This window comes from Streptomyces sp. NPDC050546, assembly GCF_044457425.1.
In the GTDB taxonomy this organism is placed as follows: Bacteria; Actinomycetota; Actinomycetes; order Streptomycetales; family Streptomycetaceae; genus Streptomyces.
In genome coordinates, this window is sequence record NZ_JBITGX010000002.1 from 560,009 (window position 1) to 579,316 (window position 19,308).

Below are 19,308 nucleotides of genomic sequence, written 5' to 3' on the forward strand. Positions count from 1 at the left end.
TGTAAACGGAGGTTCCGTGCATACGAGACACCTCAGAAACCGGCTCGCGTTACTGCTCGCCGCGCTCCTCGCCCTCACCGGCCTGACCGCGGCCCCCGCCCTGGCGGACGACCCCGCCGAGATCCACGGCCTCAAGGGCGAGTACTACACCCACTCCGCCCCCGGCACCTTCGACTTCCACACCCTCAAGGCGACGGCCTTCGACCAGGACCTCGACTTCGACAACCTGGAGCCGCGACTGAACTTCACCACCGGCCGCTCGGACGACGTCAGTGTCCGCTGGACCGGAAAGATCGTCCCGGAGGAGACCGGCCCCCACACGTTCTCGGTCATCGGCGACAACGGCTTCCGCCTCTGGATCGACGGAAAGCCCCTCATCGACCACTGGGTGGACGACTGGGACCGCGAGCAGACGGCCCAGCCCGTCGACCTGACCGCGGGCAAGGCCTACGACATCAAGGTCGAGTACTTCGAGCACTACGGCGGCTCCAACCTCCACCTCCGCTGGACCCGGCCGGGCGCCGGCAAGGAGCCGGTCCCGCAGTCGGCGTTCCGCCTCCCCGACGGCTTCGACTACGACGGAGCCCTCGCGGCCACCGTCCAGTCCACCGGCCGCACGCTCAAGCTCGACTTCGCCCAGCCCCTGGCCACGCCCCCGGCGGGCTTCACGGACCACCTCAAGGCGGTGATCGGCGGCGCCGAGTGGCCCCTGGGCGCGGCGCGACCGGACCCGTCCGACCCCACGTCCCTCCTGGTCGCCCTCGACGAGCCGGTCGTCGGCAACAGGACCGGCACGGCCCGCGGCACCGCCGACATCCGCTACGACGGTCAGGGCGGCCTCTCCGACACCGACGGCAACGTTGTCAAGGAGTTCTTGAGCAGCGGGCCCAACCGCTCGACGCACCAGCTGAGCACCCGCTGGGCGGACGAGGTCGGGCCGGGCAACGCCCACCCCGAGTACCCGCGCCCGCAGCTCACCCGGGACGCCTGGCAGGGCCTCAACGGCCGCTGGCAGTTCGCCGCCGCCGAGCCCGGCGAGCAGCCGCCCGTCGGCAAGAACCTGAGGGAACGCATCCTGGTCCCCTACCCGGTGGAGTCCCAGCTCTCCGGCATCGAGCGGCACGAGGACCGCATGTGGTACCGCCGCACCTTCACGGTCCCGCGCGACTGGGACATCGGCTCCGGCAAGCGGCTCAAGCTCAACTTCGGCGGCGTCGACTGGCGCTCGGAGGTCTACGTCAACGGCGCCAAGGTGGCCGAGCACGAAGGCGGCTACGACAAGTTCAGCGCCGACATCACCGACGCGCTGAAGCCCGGCCGCGTCCAGGAGCTCATCGTCGGCGTCTACGACCCGACCGACGCGGCATCCGGCGAGAACCCGCCGCTCGGCAAGCAGCGCCTGGACCCGAGCGGCATCTGGTACACCCCGTCCTCCGGCATCTGGCAGACGGTCTGGATGGAGCCGGTGGCCCGAGACCACGCGGACTCCCTCAAGCTCACCCCGGACGTGGCCGGCGAGAAGCTGACCGTGGAGGCCCGGGGCGTCCGGGACGGCGTACCGATCACGGCGACGGCGTACGACGGGAAGCGCGAGGTGGCCGAGGTCAGCGGCCGCACCGGCAGCCCGCTGACCCTGACCGTGCGCGACCCGCACCTGTGGTCCCCCGACGACCCCTTCCTCTACAAGCTCAAGGTGAAGGTCGGCGCCGACCGGGTCGGCAGCTACTTCGGGATGCGCTCCATCGCCGTGGAGAAGGTGAACGGCGTCCCGCGCACGGTCCTCAACGGTGAGCCGGTCTTCATGATGGCCACCCTCGACCAGGGCTTCTGGCCGGACGGCCTGCACACCGCGCCCACCGACGAGGCCCTCGCCTACGACCTCAAGGCGCACAAGCGGCTCGGCTTCAACTCGGTCCGCAAGCACATCAAGGTCGAGCCGGACCGCTGGTTCTACTGGGCCGACCGGCTCGGGCTGCTGGTGTGGCAGGACATGCCCGCGATGACGGCCGGGGTGAACCCGAGCGCTTCCTCCCGCGCGCGGTACGAGCGCGAGATGAAGGAGATGATCGACGAGCACATCAGCAGCCCGTCGGTCGTCATGTGGGTGACCTTCAACGAGGGCTGGGGCCAGTACGACGTGGGCCGGGTCGCCGAGCAGGCCAAGGCGTGGGACCCCACCCGGCTGGTCAACGGCCAGTCCGGGCTGAACCTGGGCGCCGACGGCGGCACCGGCGACCTCATGGACGAGCACGGTTATCCGAGCCCGGCGCTGCCACCGCGCCCGGACGGTGAGCGTGCCCTGGTCAGCGGCGAGTACGGCGGCCTGGGCCTCGCGGTGCCCGGCCACGCCTGGTCGGTGCAGCAGTCGTACGTCGACGTCGACCCGGCCACCTACACCGAGGACTATCTGGCCAAGCTCGACGAGGTCCGGGCCCTGGTCTGCCGGGGCAGCAACGGTGCCGTGTACACCCAGATCGCGGACGTCGAGGGTGAGCTGAACGGCTTCCTGACGTACGACCGGGCGGTGCTGAAACCGGACACGGCACGACTGAAGGCCGCGCACCAGGCGTTGATCCGTGACGCCTCCCGGGTGACTCCCACGGGGTGCCCGGCGGCGCAACCTGTGCTGGACTGACACCACATGCACCATAAGTCCCGCCCCTCTCGCCCGGGCGGGACTTAATCTGCTGTTAACTGTACGTAGCCTGATCGTACTTGACCGTAATCGGCTGGGGGCGGTTGACTGCTGACCCACCCCGTCGTCGACGCGAGGCAAGCCCTTGACTGCTGACCTGCTCGCTCCTCTCGACCTGGCGTTCTGGAACCTCGAGTCCGCCGAGCACCCGATGCACCTCGGGGCGCTCGGGATCTTCCCGGCCCACTCGCCGGCCGCGGGCGCTCACGCCGCGGACCTGCTCGCGGCCCGCGCCGCCGGCGTCCCCGGACTGCGCATGCGCATCCGCGACGTGTGGCAGCCGCTGCCCTCGGCGCTGCGCCGGCCCCTCGCCTTCGGCGGCGCGGCCCGGGAACCGGACCCGGACTTCGACTCCCAGCACCATGTGCGGCTGCACGCCCCGACCGCGGACTTCCACGCGGCGGCGAGCCGGCTCATGGGCCGTCCGCTGGAGCGAGGCCGGCCGCCCTGGGAGGCCCATGTGCTGCCGGGTGAGGACGGCGGCTCCTTCGCGGTGCTGTTCAAGTTCCACCACGCCCTCGCCGACGGGCTGCGGGCACTGACCCTCGCCGCGGGCGTCATGGACCCGATGGACCTGCCGGCGCCCCGGCCGCGCACCGTCGAGCCTCCGCGCGGCCTGCTGCCGGAGGTGCGCGACCTGCCCGGGATGCTGCGCGGCGCCCTGTCCGACGTGGGCCGGGCCCTGGACATCGGCGCCTCCGTCGCCCGCTCCTCCCTCGATGTGCGCTCCACCCCCGCGCTCACCTGTGAGCCGAGCGGTACCCGCCGCACGGCCGGAGTGGTGCTCGACCTGGACGACGTGCACCGCGTCCGCAAGACCGTCGGCGGCACCGTCAACGACGTGCTGATCGCCGTCGTCGCGGGGGCCCTGCGCCGCTGGCTCGACGAGCGCGGCGACGGCAGCGAGGGCGTCGCGCCCCGCGCCCTGATCCCCGTCTCCAAGCGCCGCCCGCGCACCGCCTACCCACAGGGCAACCGGCTCTCCGGTTATCTGATACGGCTTCCGGTGGACGACGAGGACCCGCTGGCACGCCTTGCCTCGGTCCGCACCGCCATGGACCGCAACAAGGACGCCGGCCCCAACCGGGGCGCGGGCGCCGTCGCCCTGCTCGCCGACCACGTCCCCGCCCTCGCCCACCGGCTCGGCGGCCCCCTGGTCGGCCAGGCGGCCCGGCTCTGGTTCGACATCCTGGTGACCAGCGTGCCCCTGCCCAGCCTCGGCCTGAGACTCGGCGGCCACCCGCTCACCGCTGTGTTCCCCCTCGCCCCGCTGCCCCCCGGCCACTCCCTGGCGGTGGCGGTCTCGACGTACCGGGGCAGCGTCCACTACGGCCTCGTCGCCGACGCCGAGGCCGTCCCCGACCTCGACCGATTCGCGACCGCCCTCACCGAGGAGGTGCAGACACTGATCACGGCCTGCGAGTCGTGATCAGGAGCGGGTTTGGCGCTCCGGCCCGGCGCTCCGTAAAATTCGCCCTTCGAATGCGGGCGCGATGGGCGCGCCGCGACGGCAGAGCAGGGAAACGACAGCGGCGATGACGGTGACAGAGGACGGCCCGCAGGCCATGGACGAGGCGAGCGGGCTCTCGTACGGACCCGGCATCGACCCGGAGCGTCTGGCCGTCTGCCTCAGCGTGCTCGAGGAACTCGACAAGCTGGAGGTCGACCACCCGGACGCCATCGCCGTGCGCCGGGCCACCGCGGGCGTCTACCGCACGGTCAAGCAGCGCCGCCGCCAGGAGCGCCGGGCCGCCAAGACCGCCCACGACAAGGCGGTCACGGAGGCCACGGCGACCGGCTCCGCCCAGCGCATCGACGACGAGACCGAGGGCATCCTGCCGTCGTCGGCCACCGAGGCGGGCAGGATCGCGGGGATACTCCAGCGCCCGCGCTCCTGCTACACCTGCAAGGCCCGGTACGTGGAAGTCGACTACTTCTACCACCAGCTCTGTCCCGACTGCGCCCGTGTGAACCGCGAGAAGCGCGATGTCCGCGCCGACCTCACCGGCAAGCGCGCCCTGCTCACCGGCGGCCGCGCCAAGATCGGTATGTACATCGCGCTGAGGCTGCTGCGCGACGGCGCGCACACGACGATCACCACGCGCTTCCCGAAGGACGCCATCCGCCGCTTCAAGGCGATGGACGACTCGGCGGACTGGATGCACCGCCTGGAGGTCGTCGGCATCGACCTGCGCGACCCGGCGCAGGCCGTGGCCCTCGCCGACCAGATCGCCGACGCCGGCCCACTCGACATCCTCGTCAACAACGCGACGCAGACCGTACGCCGGCTGCCCTCCGCCTACGCCGCGCTGGTCGACGGCGAGAGCGCCCCGCTGCCCGCCGGGGAGCTCCCCGCCCACCACGTCATCGGCGCCTTCAACTCCGGCGCGGTCGACGGCCTGGCCGCGCTGCCGCTGGGCACCAGCGGTCTCGACGCGCAGAAGGTCGCCGACCTCGCCCTGGTCGCGGGCAACGCCAGCGTCGAACGGCACCTCGACGGCACCGCGATCGACGCGGGCGGGCTCGTGCCCGACGTGGTCGACTCCAACACCTGGGTGCAGACCATCGAGCAGATCTCCCCGGTGGAACTGCTGGAGACCCAGCTGTGCAACTACACGGCGCCGTTCATCCTGATCAGCGCCTTGCGTCCCGCGATGGCCGAGGCCGCGAAGAAGGCGGCGAGCGGGCGGGCGTACGTCGTGAACGTCTCGGCGATGGAGGGGGTCTTCGGCCGCGGGTACAAGGGGGCGGGGCATCCGAACACGAACGCCGCGAAGGCCGCGATGAACATGGTGACGCGGACCAGTGCGCAGGAGATGTTCCAGGCCGACGGGATTCTGATGACCTCGGTCGACACGGGGTGGATCACGGACGAGCGGCCGCACTACGACAAGCTGCGGCTCGCTGAGGAGGGGTTCCACGCGCCCCTGGATCTGGTCGACGGTGCGGCTCGGGTCTATGACCCGATCGTGCGGGGTGAGGCGGGGGAGGATCTGTACGGGGTGTTCTTGAAGGATTACGCGCCTGGGAAGTGGTAGGGGATGTGTCCGCGGGCTGAGTGTGGCTCGTCGCGCAGTTCCCCGCGCCCCTGAAAGGCCGGGGTGCGCGCTGCCCTTGCTCGGGTGCCGCCGTCCACCAGCAGATCCGCGCCGGTCACCCACTCCGCCGCGTCCGAGGCCAGCCACACGACTGCCCTCGCGACGTCCTCCGGCTCCCCGATCCGGCCGAGAGGCAACCCGGCGGCCACCTGTTCCTCGCCCGGTTCCCATACGAACCGGGCCATCTCGGTGCGAACCAGGCCGGGGGAGACGGAGTTCACCCGGACCCGGGGGCCCAGTTCGCCCGCCAGTTGCCGGGTGAGATGCAGCAGGGCGGCCTTGCTCGTGCCGTACGCGCCCACGTTCGGGCCGACGTGTCCGGCACCCTCCGTGCACACGTTGACCACCGAGCCGCCGTGTTCCGACATCCAGGACCGCCACGCGCACTGCACGAGCCGTAGCGGTGCCTCGACGTTGACGGTGAAGGCCTCGCTCCAGGCCTCGGGGGCGGCGTCCATGAGCGGCCCGTAGGGCTGGTTGGTCGCCGCGTTGTTGACCAGGATGTCGAGGCGGCCGAACTCGCGCAGGGCCAGCTCGGTCAGGCGCCGGGGGTGGCCGGGGTCGGCGACACTGCCCGCGAGTCCGACCCCGCCCAGGTCCTCAGCGGTGCGCCGTACCTCGTCGGCGTCCCGCGCGGTCACGCACACCGATGCTCCGGCGTCCACCAGGTGCCGGGCGACGGCCAGCCCGATTCCGCGCGTCGCCCCCGTGACCACGGCGGCTCTGCCCTCCAGCCCGTACGACGAGGACCCCATCGACGTACCGTCTCATGACACTCCGTCAGTCGACAGCCCCGAGACGGGAGTTGCGCGCCGCCAAGAGGTCCAGCACCGTGCGCCAGTCCTCCAGGACCCCGGCGTCGAAGCCGGCCGTGCGGCCCTCCTCCGTCGCCTGGCGCAGGGTGAGGAGGTCGTCGTCGGCGGCGGCGTCCCGGCGAGGGCACCGGCGGACGAGGCGGGAGACCCGCTCGCCCAGCAGGGCGCGCACCGCGTGGGCCGCGTGATCGGCGCGCGCGGCCGGGTCGCCGGGCCACAGCAGCCCGCCGACGGGCTGCACCAGGCCCGCCACTTGGAGCTCCTTGTCCGCCGGGCGGCCGCGGCGCAGCAGCGCGGCGGTCCGCAGCGCGTGGTCGTGGAGGTCGACCGGCGGGCGGTCGCGGTCCGGGGCGTCCCTGGTGCCCCGGCAGGTGTACAGCAGATCCATCAGCTCCTCGACGCTGCGCAGCTCCATGCGTCAGTCCTCCTGCGAGACAGCCGTTGCCGTGCGGCAGCAGATCATGGCGAGCTTTCGACTCAGCCAACGGCACTTGAACTGCGCAACCGCGTCGAAAGCGCCTACGCCCTTGTACGCCGTTCGGGTGGTACTCAAAACGCCCGTGAGTGAACAAATCGTTGTCTAAACCCGAGTTGAACACCAGATGACGCGCGATTGTTACCGGTCGTTTTCAGCCCCATCGAGCGGGGTCCCGCTCATTTGGTTAATCTGGTCCGGACGGACAGCAGTACGGGGTCCTACCCACACCCACGGTCCGTCATGGGACAAGCCGGTTCACCACGGCCTCTCCCGTGAGTCGACCGGCGCCACCGCGTCCGAACTGCTTTTGACATCAGACCCATAGGGGCGTCAGGCGCAGCAGGACCAGCGCGTGCGTCCCGAGGGTGACCGACACATAAGGAGTGCGCGGTGACACCGGAGAAGACGAATCGAGATCAGCGCCCCAAGGAACGCAGCGAGCGCGCCGGCCGGCGGGCCGACGAGCTCGGGAGCCTTGACGTGTGGGCCAGGTCGGCCCCGATCCGCCTCGCGGGCTACGAGGAGGACCTCGCGGAGCCCCACATCCTGCCCAGCGTCGACTGACCGCGGGCGCACCCCCTCCACGTTCGCCGAGCGCATGGGCGTGCCAGACTCACGCCCATGCTGATCAGGGAAGCAACGGCTGACGACTGGCCGCGTATCTGGCCGTTCTGGCACCACATCGTCGCCGCGGGCGAGACCTACGCATGGGACCCGGGTACCTCCGAGGAGGAGGCCCGGGTCCTGTGGATGAATCCGGCGAAACAGGTCTATGCCGTCGAGGACGACAGCGGCACTGTCGTCGCCTCCGCCTATCTCACCCCCAACTACGGTGGCCCCGCCGCCCGTATCGCCAACGCGGGCTTCATGGTCGACCCCGGCCAGGGCGGCCGCGGCTACGGACGCGCCCTCGCCGAACACCTCCTGACCGAAGCCAGGGCCGCCGGCTACCGGGGCATGGTGTTCAACGCCGTCGTCGAGACCAACCCGGCCGTGAAGCTGTGGACCTCCCTCGGCTTCACGATCCTCGGGACGGTGCCGGAGGCCTTCGACCATCCCCGGGACGGCCGGGTGGGGCTGCACATCATGTACCGGGCGCTGTAGAGCTGCGGGTCCCGCTCAGGGGCGGACGTACGGCCGGGTCATGATCTCCATGTTGTGCCCGTCCGGGTCGTCGAAGTAGGCGCCGCGTCCGCCGAAGAGGTCGTTGACGCGGCCGGGTTCGGTGTGGCTGGGGTCGGCGTAGTAGGTGACTCCGAGCGCCTCCAGGCGGTCGATCATGGCGTCGAACCGCTCCTCGGGCACGAGGAACGCGTAGTGCTGGGCCTGGATCGGCTCGTCGCGCTTCTCGTAGTAGTCGAGGGTCACGCCGTTGCCCAGGTCGAGGGGCAGGAACGGTCCGAAGGGGGCCCCGACCTCCAGACCGAGGACGGCCGCCAGGAACTCCGCCGACAACTGGCGGTCCGAGGCGAACACGGCGGTGTGGTTGAGGTGGGCGACGGTGGTCGGCAGCGCGGGCGGCGTGTGCTGAGCGTGGGACATGAGTGGGTTCGTCTCCGGGTTCCGGTATCCGTGGTGAAGCGCGCCGCAGCGGCGCGGGGGACGGGGAAACGGAGACGAGAGGCGGGGCTCGTGCCCTCTCCGGCTCTCGGACGGGCCCGGGCGGGGTCACCCCCGCCGCGCTCACGTCGAGGCCGGGCGCCTCACTCGTGCATGGCCTACGGCCGACCCGGCAGTCACCCGGCCGACTCTAGCTCACCGGCGCCGTGCGCTGCCATGGCATTCTTTCCTCCAACTGCCCGGCCAGGGACAGGAGTCGGGACTCCGTGCCGGGGCGTCCCACCAGCTGCACGGCGCAGGGAGCGCCGGAGGGGAGGGTTCCGCAGGGGACGGACATGGCGGGCCAGCCGGTCAGGTTCCACGCGGGCGTCAGCGGCGAGTAGTTCGTGTTCGCCAGCACATTGCGCAGCCAGCCCCGCTCGTGCCAGGGCGCGGCCTTCGGGGAGCGGCGGGCGAGCGCGGGGGTGAGCAGCACGTCGTACTCGGCGAAGAAGGGCTCCAGCCGCCGGCGCAGTTGTTCCCGGCTCGTCCCGGCGCGCGCCGTGCCCACGAAGGGCCGGCCGAGCGCGGAGTGGATCCGGGTACGGCGCGTGAGCAGACGTCGGTCGAGGTGCCGGGCGTCCGCGGCCGTGCCCGCCGTCCAGTGGATCAGCGAGGTCAGGGGGAGCGACATCGGGTAGGGCGGGTCGGCGCGCCGGACCTGATGGCCGGCCTTCATCAGCACCTCGGAGGCCTCCCGGGCGGCGGTCGTGTACGGCCGGCTGATCGTGACCCCGGCCAGGGGGCTGCGCAGCGACACGGCGACCCGGAGGCCGCCCGGCTCGGACCGGGGCCCGGGCTCGGTGCCCGCGAGGACCGAGAGCATCAGACGGGCGTCCTCGACCGTCGTGGCGAGCGGCCCGTTCTCCGACATGCCGAACCAGTCGCTGTCCCCGACGCCGGTCGGGACCACCCCGTGGCCCGGCTTGATGGTGACGAGGCCGCAGTTGGCGGCCGGTATGCGCAGTGAGCCCATGCCGTCGTTGCCGAGGGCGATCGGCACCATCCCTGCGGCGACCGCGGCGGCACTGCCACCCGACGAACCGCCCGCCGAACGCGTCGGGTCCCACGGGTTGCGGGAGATGCCCAGCACGCCGTCCGTCGTGCCGAAGACACACAGTTCCGGGACGTTCGTCAGTCCCACCACCACCGCGCCCGCCGCCCGAAGCCGGGCCACCGTCACATGGTCCTCGGCCGCCGGTGTGCCGGGGGTGGCGGCCGAGCCGACGCGCCGGGACTCGCCGCGCACCGTGAGGTTGTCCTTGACCGCCACGGGCACCCCGGCCAGGGGCAGCTCCGCGAAGTCGCCGCGCGCGGCCACCTCCTCGGCCTCGGCCAGCGCCGCCTCGGCGCGCACCGTGCGGAAGGCCCCGACCCGGCCGTCGAGCCGCCCGATCCGGTCGAGGTGCTCGGCGACCACCTCGCGAGGAGTGACCCGCTTCTCGCGGACGGCGGCGGCTGTCTCGGCGGCGGTGCGGCCGGCCCAACTGGTCACAGAGAACTCCTCGGAGGGGAGAGGGACGGGCTTACTGGCGAGTACGTAGGGAGAACTGTGCACCGGCAGGGGGCGCACGTCGAGGTCACCGGCCGGATAGCGCTCTTCGGTACGCCTCATGCGCCCCTTGACATCCGATCAATGGCTCAACTTTCACGCCTGCACGCCCCATTGACAGCCGTCGACGCCAGCTCAATGATCAGACGTCCGATGAATGGGGAGCCGTATGACTGAGCGCAGAAGACGGCGAACGTGGTGGCCCGGAGTCCTGGCGGCACTGGCGCTGCTCGTCACGGCGGCACCGGGGACGCCCGCGGTCGCGCGCGAGGAGGCGCGGACACCGGTCACCGTGCCCGCACTCACCGACTGGTCCCCGGAAGCCGGGAGTTACGCCTACGGCCGGGGCACCCGGCTGGTGGCCGGCACCGGGGCCGAGCGCCGGGTCGCCGGCACCCTCGCCGCCGACCTCCGGGCGGCCGGTCACGGCACGGTCCCCGTCGTCGGGGGCGGAGCCCGGGCCGGTGACATCGTCATCGACATCCGGCCCGGCAGATCCTCGCTGGGCCCGGAAGGATACGAACTCCACGCGAGCCGACGGCTGTCGGTGACCGGCGCGACCGAGACCGGCGCCTTCTACGGCACCCGGACCCTCCTCCAGCTCCTCGCCCAGGGCGACCGGGTCCCCGCCGGGCGCACCGTCGACGTGCCGCGCTACAAGGAACGGGGCGTCGGCGTCTGCGCCTGCTACGTCCATGTCTCGCTGCCCTGGCTGGAGAACCTGGTGCGCGAGATGGCGTACCACAAGCTCAACCAGCTGCTCCTCGAGCTGAAGGTGAAGAGCGACACCCACCCCGAGGCCAACACCTGGGGCTACTACACCAAGGACGAGATCCGTCGGCTGGTCGCGCTCGGCGAGAAGTACCACGTCGAGATCATTCCCGAGATCAACTCACCGGGCCACATGGACCCGTGGATCGAGGACCGCCCCGATCTCCAGCTCACCGACACGGACGGCGCCAGGCAGCCGTCCCGGCTGGACATCACCCGGCCCGAGGCCTTCGCCTACTACAAGAGCCTCATGGACGAGTACGCCCAGGTCTTCCCCGGGCGGGACTGGCACATGGGCGCCGACGAGTACATGCTCGGCTCCGACTTCGCCAAGTACCCGCAGGTCCTCGCGTACGCGCGGGAGAGATACGGCCCGAACGCCACACCCCAGGACGCGTTCGTCGACTTCGTCAACCGCGTCCACGCCTACGCGGCCGCCAGGGGCAAGCGGCTGCGCATCTGGAACGACGGGCTCACCGGCGCCAACACCGTGCCGGTCGCGGCCGGTACGACGGTCGAGCACTGGCTGAACGTGGCGGTCAAGCCCAGCCGGCTCATCGCCGACGGCTACCCCCTGATGAACGCGGCGTACGCGCTCTACCTCGTCCGCGGCGGCTTCCACTCCGACACCGAGGCGCTGTACGACCAGAGCTGGGACCCGCGCAGCTTCGAGGGCGAGAAACTCACCTCCAGCGCAGGCATCACCGGCGCGAAGATCAGCCTCTGGCCCGACAACGGCCGCGGGGAGACCGAGAACGAGGTGGCCGTCGCCCTGTGGCCCGCACTGCGGCACATCGCCCAGGCCACCTGGGGCGAACCGCGTCCCGACGCCACGTACGACGGGTTCACCGCGCGCGGTACGGCCGTGGGCCACGCACCCGGCTTCCGTGACCTGACCCGGGTGCCGGTCGCGGACGGGACGTACACGTTCCGGGCATCCGGCAGTTCGTTCACCGCCGCCGTCCGGCGCACGGCCGACGGCTACGTCACCCTGCGGACCCAGGACGGCTGCCTGGAGGTGCGGGGCGGGAAGCTCACGCTCAACGTGCCCCTCCAGCCGGGCGTCGAGGTGACGCCGGGGACCTGCGACCCCGCCTCCACCCTCCAGCGCTGGGCGCTGGAGCCGTCCGGCGAAGGCGGCCACCGGCTCGTCAACGCCATCACCCGGATGACGGTGAGCGTGACGGACGACGGCCGGATCGCGCAGTACCCGCCCGACCAGCGCACCCCCGCCGTCTGGCATCTGACCTGAGGAGTCGTCGCCATGGCCGTGTCCCGACGCGTGTTCGTCGCATCAGCCGCCGTCCTCGCCGCGACCGCCGGCATGACGGCACCCGCACTCGCGGCCCCGCCGGATCCTCGTCGCAGCCGCATCCCCGTCGGCCCCGACGACACTCCGGAGGACCTGGTCCGCAAGGCCTCCCAAGTGCGCCCCACCGCAGGACAGATCGCCTGGCAGCGCCTGGAGCGCACCGCCTTCCTGCACTTCGGCGTCAACACCTTCACCGGCCTGGAATGGGGCACCGGCGACGAGGACCCTGACGTCTTCCAGCCGACCGGCCTCGACACCGACCAGTGGGCCCGCGCCCTGCGCGAAGGCGGCTTCAAGCTGGCCATCCTCACCGTCAAGCACCACGACGGCTTCGTCCTCTTCCCCTCCCGCTACACCGGCCACACGGTGGCGTCGAGCAGCTGGCGCGACGGCCGGGGTGACGTCCTGCGCGACTTCGCCGACTCCATGCGACGGCACGGCATCAAGGTCGGCGTCTACATCTCGCCCGCCGACGAGAACCAGTACCTGCACGGCGTGTACGCCAACGGCAGCGCCCGCTCCCCGCGCACCGTTCCCACGCTCGTCGACGGCGACGACCGCACCCCGCCCCGCTCGTACACGCTCCCCGCCACCGACTACGGCGCCCATATGCTCAACCAGCTCTACGAGGTGCTCACCGAGTACGGCCCGGTCGACGAGGTGTGGTTCGACGGGGCCCAGGGGCACATTCCGCCGGACAAGGTCGAGAAGTACGACTGGGACAGCTGGTACGGCCTCGTGCGCTCCCTCGCCCCGGACGCCGTCGTCGCCGTGACCGGACCGGACGTCCGCTGGGTCGGCAACGAGGGCGGACTGGCCCGGGAGGACGAGTGGAGCGTCGTCCCCGTCCAGGAGAAGGACTACGGGCGGACCGACTACGCCCTCTCCTACGACGCCCCCGACATGGGCAGCCGGGACGCGCTGGTCGCGGCCCGGCCGGTCGCCGACTACCTCCAGTGGTGGCCCGCCGAGTGCGATGTGTCGATCCGGGACGGCTGGTTCTACCACGCCGACCAGCAGCCCAAGAGCGTCGAGCAGTTGACGGACATCTACTTCCGGTCCGTCGGCCGGAACTCGGTACTGCTCCTCAACATCCCGCCGGACACTCAGGGGTTGCTGCCCGCCGCCGACGTCACACGCCTGCGGGAGTTCCGCGAGCGGATCGACCGCGAACTGCCCGAGGACCTGGCGCACGGCGCCCGGACCAGTACCTCCCCGGGCGGGGTCACCGTCGACCTCGGCCGGGAGCGGGAGGTGGACCGGGTCCGGCTGGCGGAGGACATCCGGTACGGCCAGCAGGTGGAGAGCTTCGTGGTGGAGGCGTATCGCGACGGCGGCTGGAGGGAGGCAGCCCGGGCGGGAGTCGTCGGAGCGAGCCGGATCCTGCTGCTGCCCGGCGCCGTACGGGCCCGGCGGTGGCGAGTGCGGGTGACCGGGGCGCGAGGGGCCGTACGGATCGCGGAGTTCGGGCTGTACCGGTCCCGGGTGTGACCGGGGTCAGCGCAGGTGGCGTGCGAAGAAGGCCTCGGTGACGTCCATCTCGGCTGCCCATCGCGCCCCGAACGTGTGGCCCTCGCCTGCGACGGTGCGGAGCTCGACGTCCTTGCCCGCCCCCTCGAACGTGGCGGAGACCTCCCGTGACCAGGCGAGGGGGCAGGTGTCGTCCGCGGTGCCGTGCTGGATCAGCAGGGGTTCGCTCACGCGGTCGGCGTAGGTGAGGGGCGAGACGCCGCGCCAGAAGGCCGGATCCTCCCCGGGGGTGCCGTGCTTCTCCTCGATCTCGGCCACGAGGGGGTCGCCGTCGGGCCGCTGGAAGTGGTCGATGTTCTCCTGCGGGCGGGCGCTCACGGGTGCGTACGCCACGGCCGCGTCGAACAGACCGGGCGCCACGACCAGCGTGTTGTACACGACCCCGCCGCCCATCGACCGGCCGAACAGGCCCAGGCGGTCGCCGTCGATCTCCGGGCGCCCCGAGTCGCGCAGGGCCAGGGCGGCGCCGATGACGTCCTCGGTGTAGCCGAGCCGCAGGTTCACATCGTTGTCGGGATCCTTGTCGGAGCGGGCGTGGTTGCGGTAGTCGGTGTGCAGGACGACATAGCCGTCGCGGGCCAGGCGGTCCTGTTCGCGTGGCATGCCCTGGCCGCTGAAGTAGGTGTCCGGGTCGATGTACCCGTGCGCCAGCACCAGCGCCGGGAAGGGGCCCTCGCCCTCCGGGATGTTCATGATCCCCGAGATCGTCAGGCCGTTCGCCTCGTACGTGACGGCGTACCGGGTGTAGGCGGAGGTCCGGTCGAGCACGGCCCCGAGGCGCAGCCCGGAGCCGGTGTGCTCGCGCCGCATCAGGGCCGGGAGAGAGACGGGGTCGGCCGGGGTGGGGGAGGGGGTGCCGCGAGGTCGCTCGCTCGTGGCGGGGGCCGAGGCCGGAGCGGTCCCGGGCGCGCCTTCGGTCCCGGGCGCGCCGTCGCCCCCACCGCCGGTGCAGCCGATCGTGACGGTCAGCAGCAGCCCGGCGGCGGCCCAGGCGGTGCCCCGTAGCCGCATACGGTCCATTGTGACTCCGCCGGACCAAGGAGGGCAGGTCCGTGCCGCCCGGATCCGGGCACGGTCATGTGCGCCGCACCGTCCCCGTACTGTCCCGCTCGATCAGCCGCGGTACCGGCACCCGTACCGCCCGGGCCGGGCCGCCGTCGAGCAGGGCGGTCAGTTCCCGGGCCGCCGTGCGGCCGAACTCGACGCTGTCCCGGGAGAGCGCGGACAGCCACGGCTTGACCAGGCGGCACAGGGCGGAGTCCTCCCAGGCCACCACCGACACGTCGGCCGGCACCGCGTAGCCCAGCTCGGTCGCGGCGGCGACCCCGGCGACGGCCATCACGTCGTTGTCGTAGATCAGGGCGGTCGGGGCGGCAGGGCCGTCCAGGACGCGGCGGGTGGCGGCCGCGCCCGCCTCGTCCGAGTAGTCGGTCGGCACCGACTGCACCTCCGACAGGCCCCGGCGCCCGGCCTCGGCGCGCAGGGTACGGATGCGGCGCTCGGTGTGGGCCAGCCCGGGCAGTCCGGCGATGTGCGCGATCCGCCGATGGCCGAGCGCGTACAGCTCGTCCACCACCGCGGCCATCGCGCCCGCGTCGTCCGCCCACACCGTCGAAAGACCCGGGTGCCGTTCGTCCGGGGCACCGCCGATCACCACGGCGGGCAGCCCGAGTTCGTCGAGGAGGCCGGGCCGGGGGTCGTCGGTGCGCGGGTCGACGACCAGCACACCGTCCACCCGGTGCTCGGCCCACCACCGCCGGTACACCGCGCACTCGTCGTCGATGTCCTCGGCGATCTGGAACAGCAGACCGAGATGACGCTCCGCCAGCACCTCCTGGATACCCGAGACCAGTTGCAGGAAGAACGAGTCCACGCCCAGCGTGCCCGCCGGACGGGCCAGCACGAAGCCGACCGTAGCCGCGCCCTCCCCGGACAGGGCGCGCGCCGCCGTGCTGGGCCGCCAGCCCAGTTGCTCGGCGACCCGGCGCACCCGGTCCCGGGTCACCTCGGAGACCCCGGGCCTGCCGTTGAGCGCGAAGGAGACCGCGCTCTCGGAGACCCCGGCCCGCCGCGCGATGTCCTTCATCGTCGGCCGGCGTGCCGGTGAGCGCTTTCCCGTCACGCTTGCTTCTCCATTCGACTCGCGCCGCGCACTAATGCGCTTGAGCTTCCCTAGCCTAAAGCGCATTAGTGATCGAACACAAGAAGTCGCATGACACGTCTCTGACCTGCGTTTATGTGCAACTAAAGACTTTAGCTGAGCAGAATCCATTGACTTCCCCGAAGAGAACGATGCAAGGTCTGGCCCGGCGCCATTCCCGCCGCCCTCTCCCGCCCTGCCTTCGAAGGAGCCGGTCACCGTGCGCATCCCCCGCAGAGCCTCCGCCGCCGCTGCCGTCGCTGTCCTGCTGCCCCTGAGCGCCTGCGGTTCCGGGGGTGGCGGAGGCGGTTCGAGTGACGCCTCGGGCAAGGTCGAGGGCGACATCACCTTCCAGACGTGGAATCTGCGAGCCAACTTCAAGCCCTACTTCGAGGGTCTGATCGCCGAGTTCGAGAAGAAGCACCCCGGCACCAAGGTGAAGTGGGTCGACCAGCCCGCCGAGGGCTACGCCGACAAGATCAGCGCCGACGCGGCCGGCGGCACCCTGCCCGATGTCGTCAACGTCTCCCCGGACCTCGTCGCCCCGCTCGCCAAGGCCGGACTCGCGCTCGACCTGGACAAGGCCGCCCCGCAGTACGAGAAGGAGTATCTGCCGGGCGCCTGGGCGGGCCATCGGATACCGGGCATGACCGGCACATACGCCTTCCCCTGGTACCTCAACACCGGCCCGCTCTTCTACAACAAGACCCTGTTCAAGGAGGCCGGGCTCGACCCGGACCAGCCGCCGAAGACGTACGACGAACTCTTCGCCGCCGGCCTGAAGATGGCGGAGAAGAGCGGCGGCAAGGTCGCCACCCTCGCCAACGTGCCCACCATCGAGGACTTCGGCCGCTACGGCGTGCCGCTGATGAACAAGGAAGGCACCGCCTTCTCCTTCAACGACGACAAGGGCGTGCGACTCCTCGCCAAGTACAAGGAGCTGTACGACGCGAAGGCCCTCGACCCGCAGGCGCTGACCGCCACCCCGGAGTCGTCCGGCAAGAAGTTCCTCACCGGCGCCGTCGCCATGAACCCCGGCAGCGCCCTCGACCTCGGCAACTTCAAGAAGCAGGCGCCGAGCCTGTACGAGAACATCGGAATCACCGACCAGATCACCAGCACCGGGCACGTCAACATGTACGTGATGGGCGTGATGGTCAACTCCCAGTCGAAGCGGAAGCCCGCGGCCGTCGCCTTCGCGCACTTCGTCACCGACGCGGCGCACCAGATGTCGTTCGCCAAGAAGGTCGCCATCTTCCCGAGCACCGCAGACTCCCTGGACGACCCGTACTTCACCAAGGAAGACGGGACCGACGAGACACGCGTGCGGGTGGCCGCCGCCAAGTCCCTGAAGACGGCCGTCAACTACACGCCGGTGCTGTTCAGCGAGCAGATGAAGATCGCGCTGCGCAACGAGGTCGCCAAGGCGCTGCAGGGCAAGCAGAGCCCGAAGGAAGCTCTCGACAACGCTGTCAAGGAGTGCGACCGGCTCCTGCAGCAGCAGGGCTGACCCGGATGGCTCTCTCCGGCATCTCCCGGGTGCGGCGCCAACTGCCCACCAGTCCCTGGCTGTTCGCCGCACCCGGCCTGCTCGTCACCGGCGCCTTCGTCCTGTACCCGTTCGTCTCCACGCTGGTCAACGCCTTCACCGACCGCCGCACCCTGATCCCCGGGCAGTTCGTGGGGCTCGCCAACTTCCGGGAACTGCTCCAGGACGACATGTTCTGGACCGGCCTGCGCAACAGCACGCTCTATGTCCTCGGGGTCGTGCCCCCGCTCGTCGTCCTGCCGCTGCTGCTCGCCCTGCTCGTGCAGAAGAACATCCCCGGCATCACCTTCTTCCGGTCCGCCTTCTACACCCCGGTCGTCGCCTCGATCGTCGTGGTCGGGCTGATCTGGGTGTGGCTGCTCGACGACCGCGGACTGGTCAACGCGCTGCTGGAAGCGGTCGGTGCGGGCCGGGTCGGCTTCCTCAGCGACCAGTGGCTGCTCCTGCTGAGCGCCATGGCCGTCACGGTGTGGAAGGGCCTCGGCTACTACATGATCATTTATCTGGCCGCGCTGGGGAACGTGCCGCGCGAACTGCACGAGGCCGCCGCCGTGGACGGGGCGGGCGCGGTGCGCCGCTTCATGAGCGTCACCGTGCCCGCCGTCCGATCCACCATGGTGCTGGTCGCCGCGCTCTCCTCGGTCGCCGCGTTCAAGGTGTTCTCCGAGGTGTACCTGCTGGCGGGCCCGAGCGGCGGACCGGCGGGCGAGGACACCACCCTCGTCATGCTCGTCCAGCGCACCGGCACCGGCCTGACCGGCCGCGTCGGCTACGCCTCCGCGATCTCCGTCGTCGTCTTCGCCGTCACCGTCGTCCTGATGCTGCTGGTGCTGCGCGCCGACCGGAAGGAGGAGTCGTGAGCGTCCTGGAGAAGGCACCTCCCGTCGAGAAGCCCGCCGCCGTCCGCGAACCCCGGATCACCGACGAGCACGGCCGCCGCGTCCGGGTGTGGGAACTCGCCCTGCGCTATGTCCTGCTGCTCGCCGTGCTGGCCCTGACCATCGGCCCGTTCCTGTGGCAGCTGTCCACGTCTCTGAAGGGCCCGACGGAGGACATCTACAGCTCTCCGCCGACGTTCCTGCCGGGCGATCCGACCCTGCACAACTACGAGCGGGTCGCCGACACCATCCCCGTCTGGGACTACGCCCTCAACTCCCTGAAGGTCGCCACCGCCAACGTCGTCACCAACTGCGTCGGCGCGGCCCTCGCCGGCTACGCCCTGGCCCGGCTGCGCTACCGCGGCCGCCGTGCCGCCACCCTGGCCTTCATCCTGGCGATGCTCGTGCCCGTCGAGGGCATCATCATCGCCCAGTTCACCACCATGCGGGAGCTCGGCCTCAACAACACCCTGATCGGCGTGGTCCTGCCGGGCTGCATCGGCGCGATGAACGTCCTGCTGATGCGCAACGCCTTCCTCAACCTGCCCTACGAGATCGAGGAAGCGGCCTTCGTCGACGGCGCCAACGTCTGGCAGCGGTTCCTGCGTATCGCCCTGCCGTCGGTCAAGGGGACCCTCGCGGTCGTCGCGATCTTCGCTTTCATGGGCGCCTGGGACGACTTCCTCTGGCCGCTCATCGTGCTGAGCGACCCGTCCAGGTTCACGCTGACCATCGGCCTCAACTATCTGCACGGCACCTTCGCCAACGACGAGCGCCTCGTCGCCGCGGGCACGATCATCGCCGTCGCACCGCTGATCGCCCTCTTCGCCTGTCTCCAGCGGTACTTCTTCCGCGGGGTGGGCGAGGGCGCGGTGAAGGGCTGAGAGTCCG

The 19,308-nt window shown here is 71.2% G+C and carries 16 protein-coding genes; 10 read left to right on the forward strand and 6 right to left on the reverse strand.

Features of this window, described 5'->3' with window-relative positions; all coding sequences use genetic code 11:
- Positions 1 to 16 precede the first annotated feature (16 nt).
- The 3 genes from ACIBK5_RS07225 (at position 17) to ACIBK5_RS07235 (ending at position 5,733) form a co-directional block, all read left to right on the forward strand.
- Entirely contained in the window at positions 17 to 2,635 is a 2,619-nt protein-coding gene (locus ACIBK5_RS07225; protein WP_399017059.1) for a PA14 domain-containing protein, read from the forward strand.
- A 145-nt stretch (positions 2,636 to 2,780) separates the two neighbouring features.
- Positions 2,781 to 4,124, forward strand: coding sequence for a wax ester/triacylglycerol synthase family O-acyltransferase (locus ACIBK5_RS07230; protein ID WP_399017061.1), 1,344 nt, complete (start codon positions 2,781 to 2,783; stop codon positions 4,122 to 4,124).
- Positions 4,125 to 4,230: 106 nt separating this feature from the next.
- Positions 4,231 to 5,733, forward strand: a complete 1,503-nt coding sequence (locus ACIBK5_RS07235; RefSeq protein ID WP_399017062.1) for an SDR family NAD(P)-dependent oxidoreductase — start codon at positions 4,231 to 4,233, stop codon at positions 5,731 to 5,733.
- Here the strand turns inward: ACIBK5_RS07235 and ACIBK5_RS07240 are convergent.
- Both ACIBK5_RS07240 and ACIBK5_RS07245 read right to left on the reverse strand, forming a co-directional pair.
- Positions 5,712 to 6,548 carry an SDR family oxidoreductase gene (locus ACIBK5_RS07240; protein ID WP_399017064.1) on the reverse strand — a complete coding sequence of 279 codons (837 nt, stop codon included), beginning with the start codon at positions 6,546 to 6,548 and terminating at the stop codon, positions 5,712 to 5,714. The two genes, ACIBK5_RS07235 and ACIBK5_RS07240, sit on opposite strands and share 22 nt — an antisense overlap.
- A gap of 25 nt (positions 6,549 to 6,573) precedes the next feature.
- Entirely contained in the window at positions 6,574 to 7,023 is a 450-nt protein-coding gene (locus tag ACIBK5_RS07245) for a hypothetical protein (protein ID WP_399017065.1), read from the reverse strand.
- Positions 7,024 to 7,476: 453 nt separating this feature from the next.
- Between ACIBK5_RS07245 and ACIBK5_RS07250 the strand changes: the two genes are divergently transcribed.
- A complete protein-coding gene (locus ACIBK5_RS07250; protein ID WP_184587767.1) occupies positions 7,477 to 7,650 on the forward strand; it encodes a hypothetical protein in 174 nt (57 codons plus the stop codon).
- Positions 7,651 to 7,707: 57 nt separating this feature from the next.
- The gene (locus tag ACIBK5_RS07255) at positions 7,708 to 8,190 is read left to right on the forward strand and encodes a GNAT family N-acetyltransferase (protein WP_399017067.1); all 483 of its coding nucleotides are present in this window, start codon (positions 7,708 to 7,710) and stop codon (positions 8,188 to 8,190) included.
- Positions 8,191 to 8,205: 15 nt separating this feature from the next.
- Here the strand turns inward: ACIBK5_RS07255 and ACIBK5_RS07260 are convergent, their stop codons facing one another.
- The gene (locus ACIBK5_RS07260) at positions 8,206 to 8,628 is read right to left on the reverse strand and encodes a VOC family protein (protein ID WP_399017069.1); all 423 of its coding nucleotides are present in this window, start codon (positions 8,626 to 8,628) and stop codon (positions 8,206 to 8,208) included.
- A gap of 208 nt (positions 8,629 to 8,836) precedes the next feature.
- Positions 8,837 to 10,180 (reverse strand): amidase, encoded by a 1,344-nt coding sequence (locus tag ACIBK5_RS07265; protein WP_399017311.1) that lies wholly within the window; start codon positions 10,178 to 10,180, stop codon positions 8,837 to 8,839.
- A 226-nt stretch (positions 10,181 to 10,406) separates the two neighbouring features.
- Here ACIBK5_RS07265 and ACIBK5_RS07270 point away from each other — a divergent pair, with 226 nt between their 5' ends.
- Positions 10,407 to 12,260: a family 20 glycosylhydrolase gene (locus ACIBK5_RS07270; RefSeq protein WP_399017071.1), complete on the forward strand. Its 1,854-nt coding sequence runs from the start codon at positions 10,407 to 10,409 to the stop codon at positions 12,258 to 12,260.
- 12 nt (positions 12,261 to 12,272) lie between these two features.
- Positions 12,273 to 13,811 (forward strand): alpha-L-fucosidase, encoded by a 1,539-nt coding sequence (locus tag ACIBK5_RS07275; protein ID WP_399017073.1) that lies wholly within the window; start codon positions 12,273 to 12,275, stop codon positions 13,809 to 13,811.
- A 6-nt stretch (positions 13,812 to 13,817) separates the two neighbouring features.
- On the opposite strand, the gene ACIBK5_RS07280 is transcribed toward ACIBK5_RS07275, so the two are convergent.
- The gene (locus tag ACIBK5_RS07280; RefSeq protein ID WP_399017075.1) at positions 13,818 to 14,861 is read right to left on the reverse strand and encodes an alpha/beta hydrolase family protein; all 1,044 of its coding nucleotides are present in this window, start codon (positions 14,859 to 14,861) and stop codon (positions 13,818 to 13,820) included.
- A 64-nt stretch (positions 14,862 to 14,925) separates the two neighbouring features.
- Positions 14,926 to 15,936, reverse strand: a complete 1,011-nt coding sequence (locus tag ACIBK5_RS07285) for a LacI family DNA-binding transcriptional regulator (RefSeq protein ID WP_399017313.1) — start codon at positions 15,934 to 15,936, stop codon at positions 14,926 to 14,928.
- A 274-nt stretch (positions 15,937 to 16,210) separates the two neighbouring features.
- Between ACIBK5_RS07285 and ACIBK5_RS07290 the strand changes: the two genes are divergently transcribed.
- The 3 genes from ACIBK5_RS07290 to ACIBK5_RS07300 are packed head-to-tail and all read left to right on the forward strand — an operon-like array spanning position 16,211 to position 19,301.
- Positions 16,211 to 17,500, forward strand: coding sequence for an ABC transporter substrate-binding protein (locus ACIBK5_RS07290; RefSeq protein WP_399017077.1), 1,290 nt, complete (start codon positions 16,211 to 16,213; stop codon positions 17,498 to 17,500).
- A 5-nt stretch (positions 17,501 to 17,505) separates the two neighbouring features.
- On the forward strand, positions 17,506 to 18,399 hold the full coding sequence (locus ACIBK5_RS07295; protein WP_399017079.1) for a carbohydrate ABC transporter permease: 894 nt from the start codon (positions 17,506 to 17,508) through the stop codon (positions 18,397 to 18,399).
- Positions 18,396 to 19,301 carry a carbohydrate ABC transporter permease gene (locus tag ACIBK5_RS07300; protein ID WP_399017081.1) on the forward strand — a complete coding sequence of 302 codons (906 nt, stop codon included), beginning with the start codon at positions 18,396 to 18,398 and terminating at the stop codon, positions 19,299 to 19,301. Before ACIBK5_RS07295 ends, ACIBK5_RS07300 begins: the two co-directional genes overlap by 4 nt.
- Positions 19,302 to 19,308 lie beyond the last annotated feature (7 nt).

Coding starts and splice junctions, on each gene's coding strand:
- ACIBK5_RS07235 (WP_399017062.1), top strand. CDS start 4,231: ATGACGGTGACAGAGGACGGCCCGCAGGCCATGGACGAGGCGAGCGGG.
- ACIBK5_RS07240 (WP_399017064.1), bottom strand. CDS start 6,548: ATGGGGTCCTCGTCGTACGGGCTGGAGGGCAGAGCCGCCGTGGTCACG.
- ACIBK5_RS07245 (WP_399017065.1), bottom strand. CDS start 7,023: ATGGAGCTGCGCAGCGTCGAGGAGCTGATGGATCTGCTGTACACCTGC.
- ACIBK5_RS07255 (WP_399017067.1), top strand. CDS start 7,708: ATGCTGATCAGGGAAGCAACGGCTGACGACTGGCCGCGTATCTGGCCG.
- ACIBK5_RS07260 (WP_399017069.1), bottom strand. CDS start 8,628: ATGTCCCACGCTCAGCACACGCCGCCCGCGCTGCCGACCACCGTCGCC.
- ACIBK5_RS07270 (WP_399017071.1), top strand. CDS start 10,407: ATGACTGAGCGCAGAAGACGGCGAACGTGGTGGCCCGGAGTCCTGGCG.
- ACIBK5_RS07275 (WP_399017073.1), top strand. CDS start 12,273: ATGGCCGTGTCCCGACGCGTGTTCGTCGCATCAGCCGCCGTCCTCGCC.
- ACIBK5_RS07280 (WP_399017075.1), bottom strand. CDS start 14,861: ATGCGGCTACGGGGCACCGCCTGGGCCGCCGCCGGGCTGCTGCTGACC.
- ACIBK5_RS07285 (WP_399017313.1), bottom strand. CDS start 15,936: ATGAAGGACATCGCGCGGCGGGCCGGGGTCTCCGAGAGCGCGGTCTCC.
- ACIBK5_RS07295 (WP_399017079.1), top strand. CDS start 17,506: ATGGCTCTCTCCGGCATCTCCCGGGTGCGGCGCCAACTGCCCACCAGT.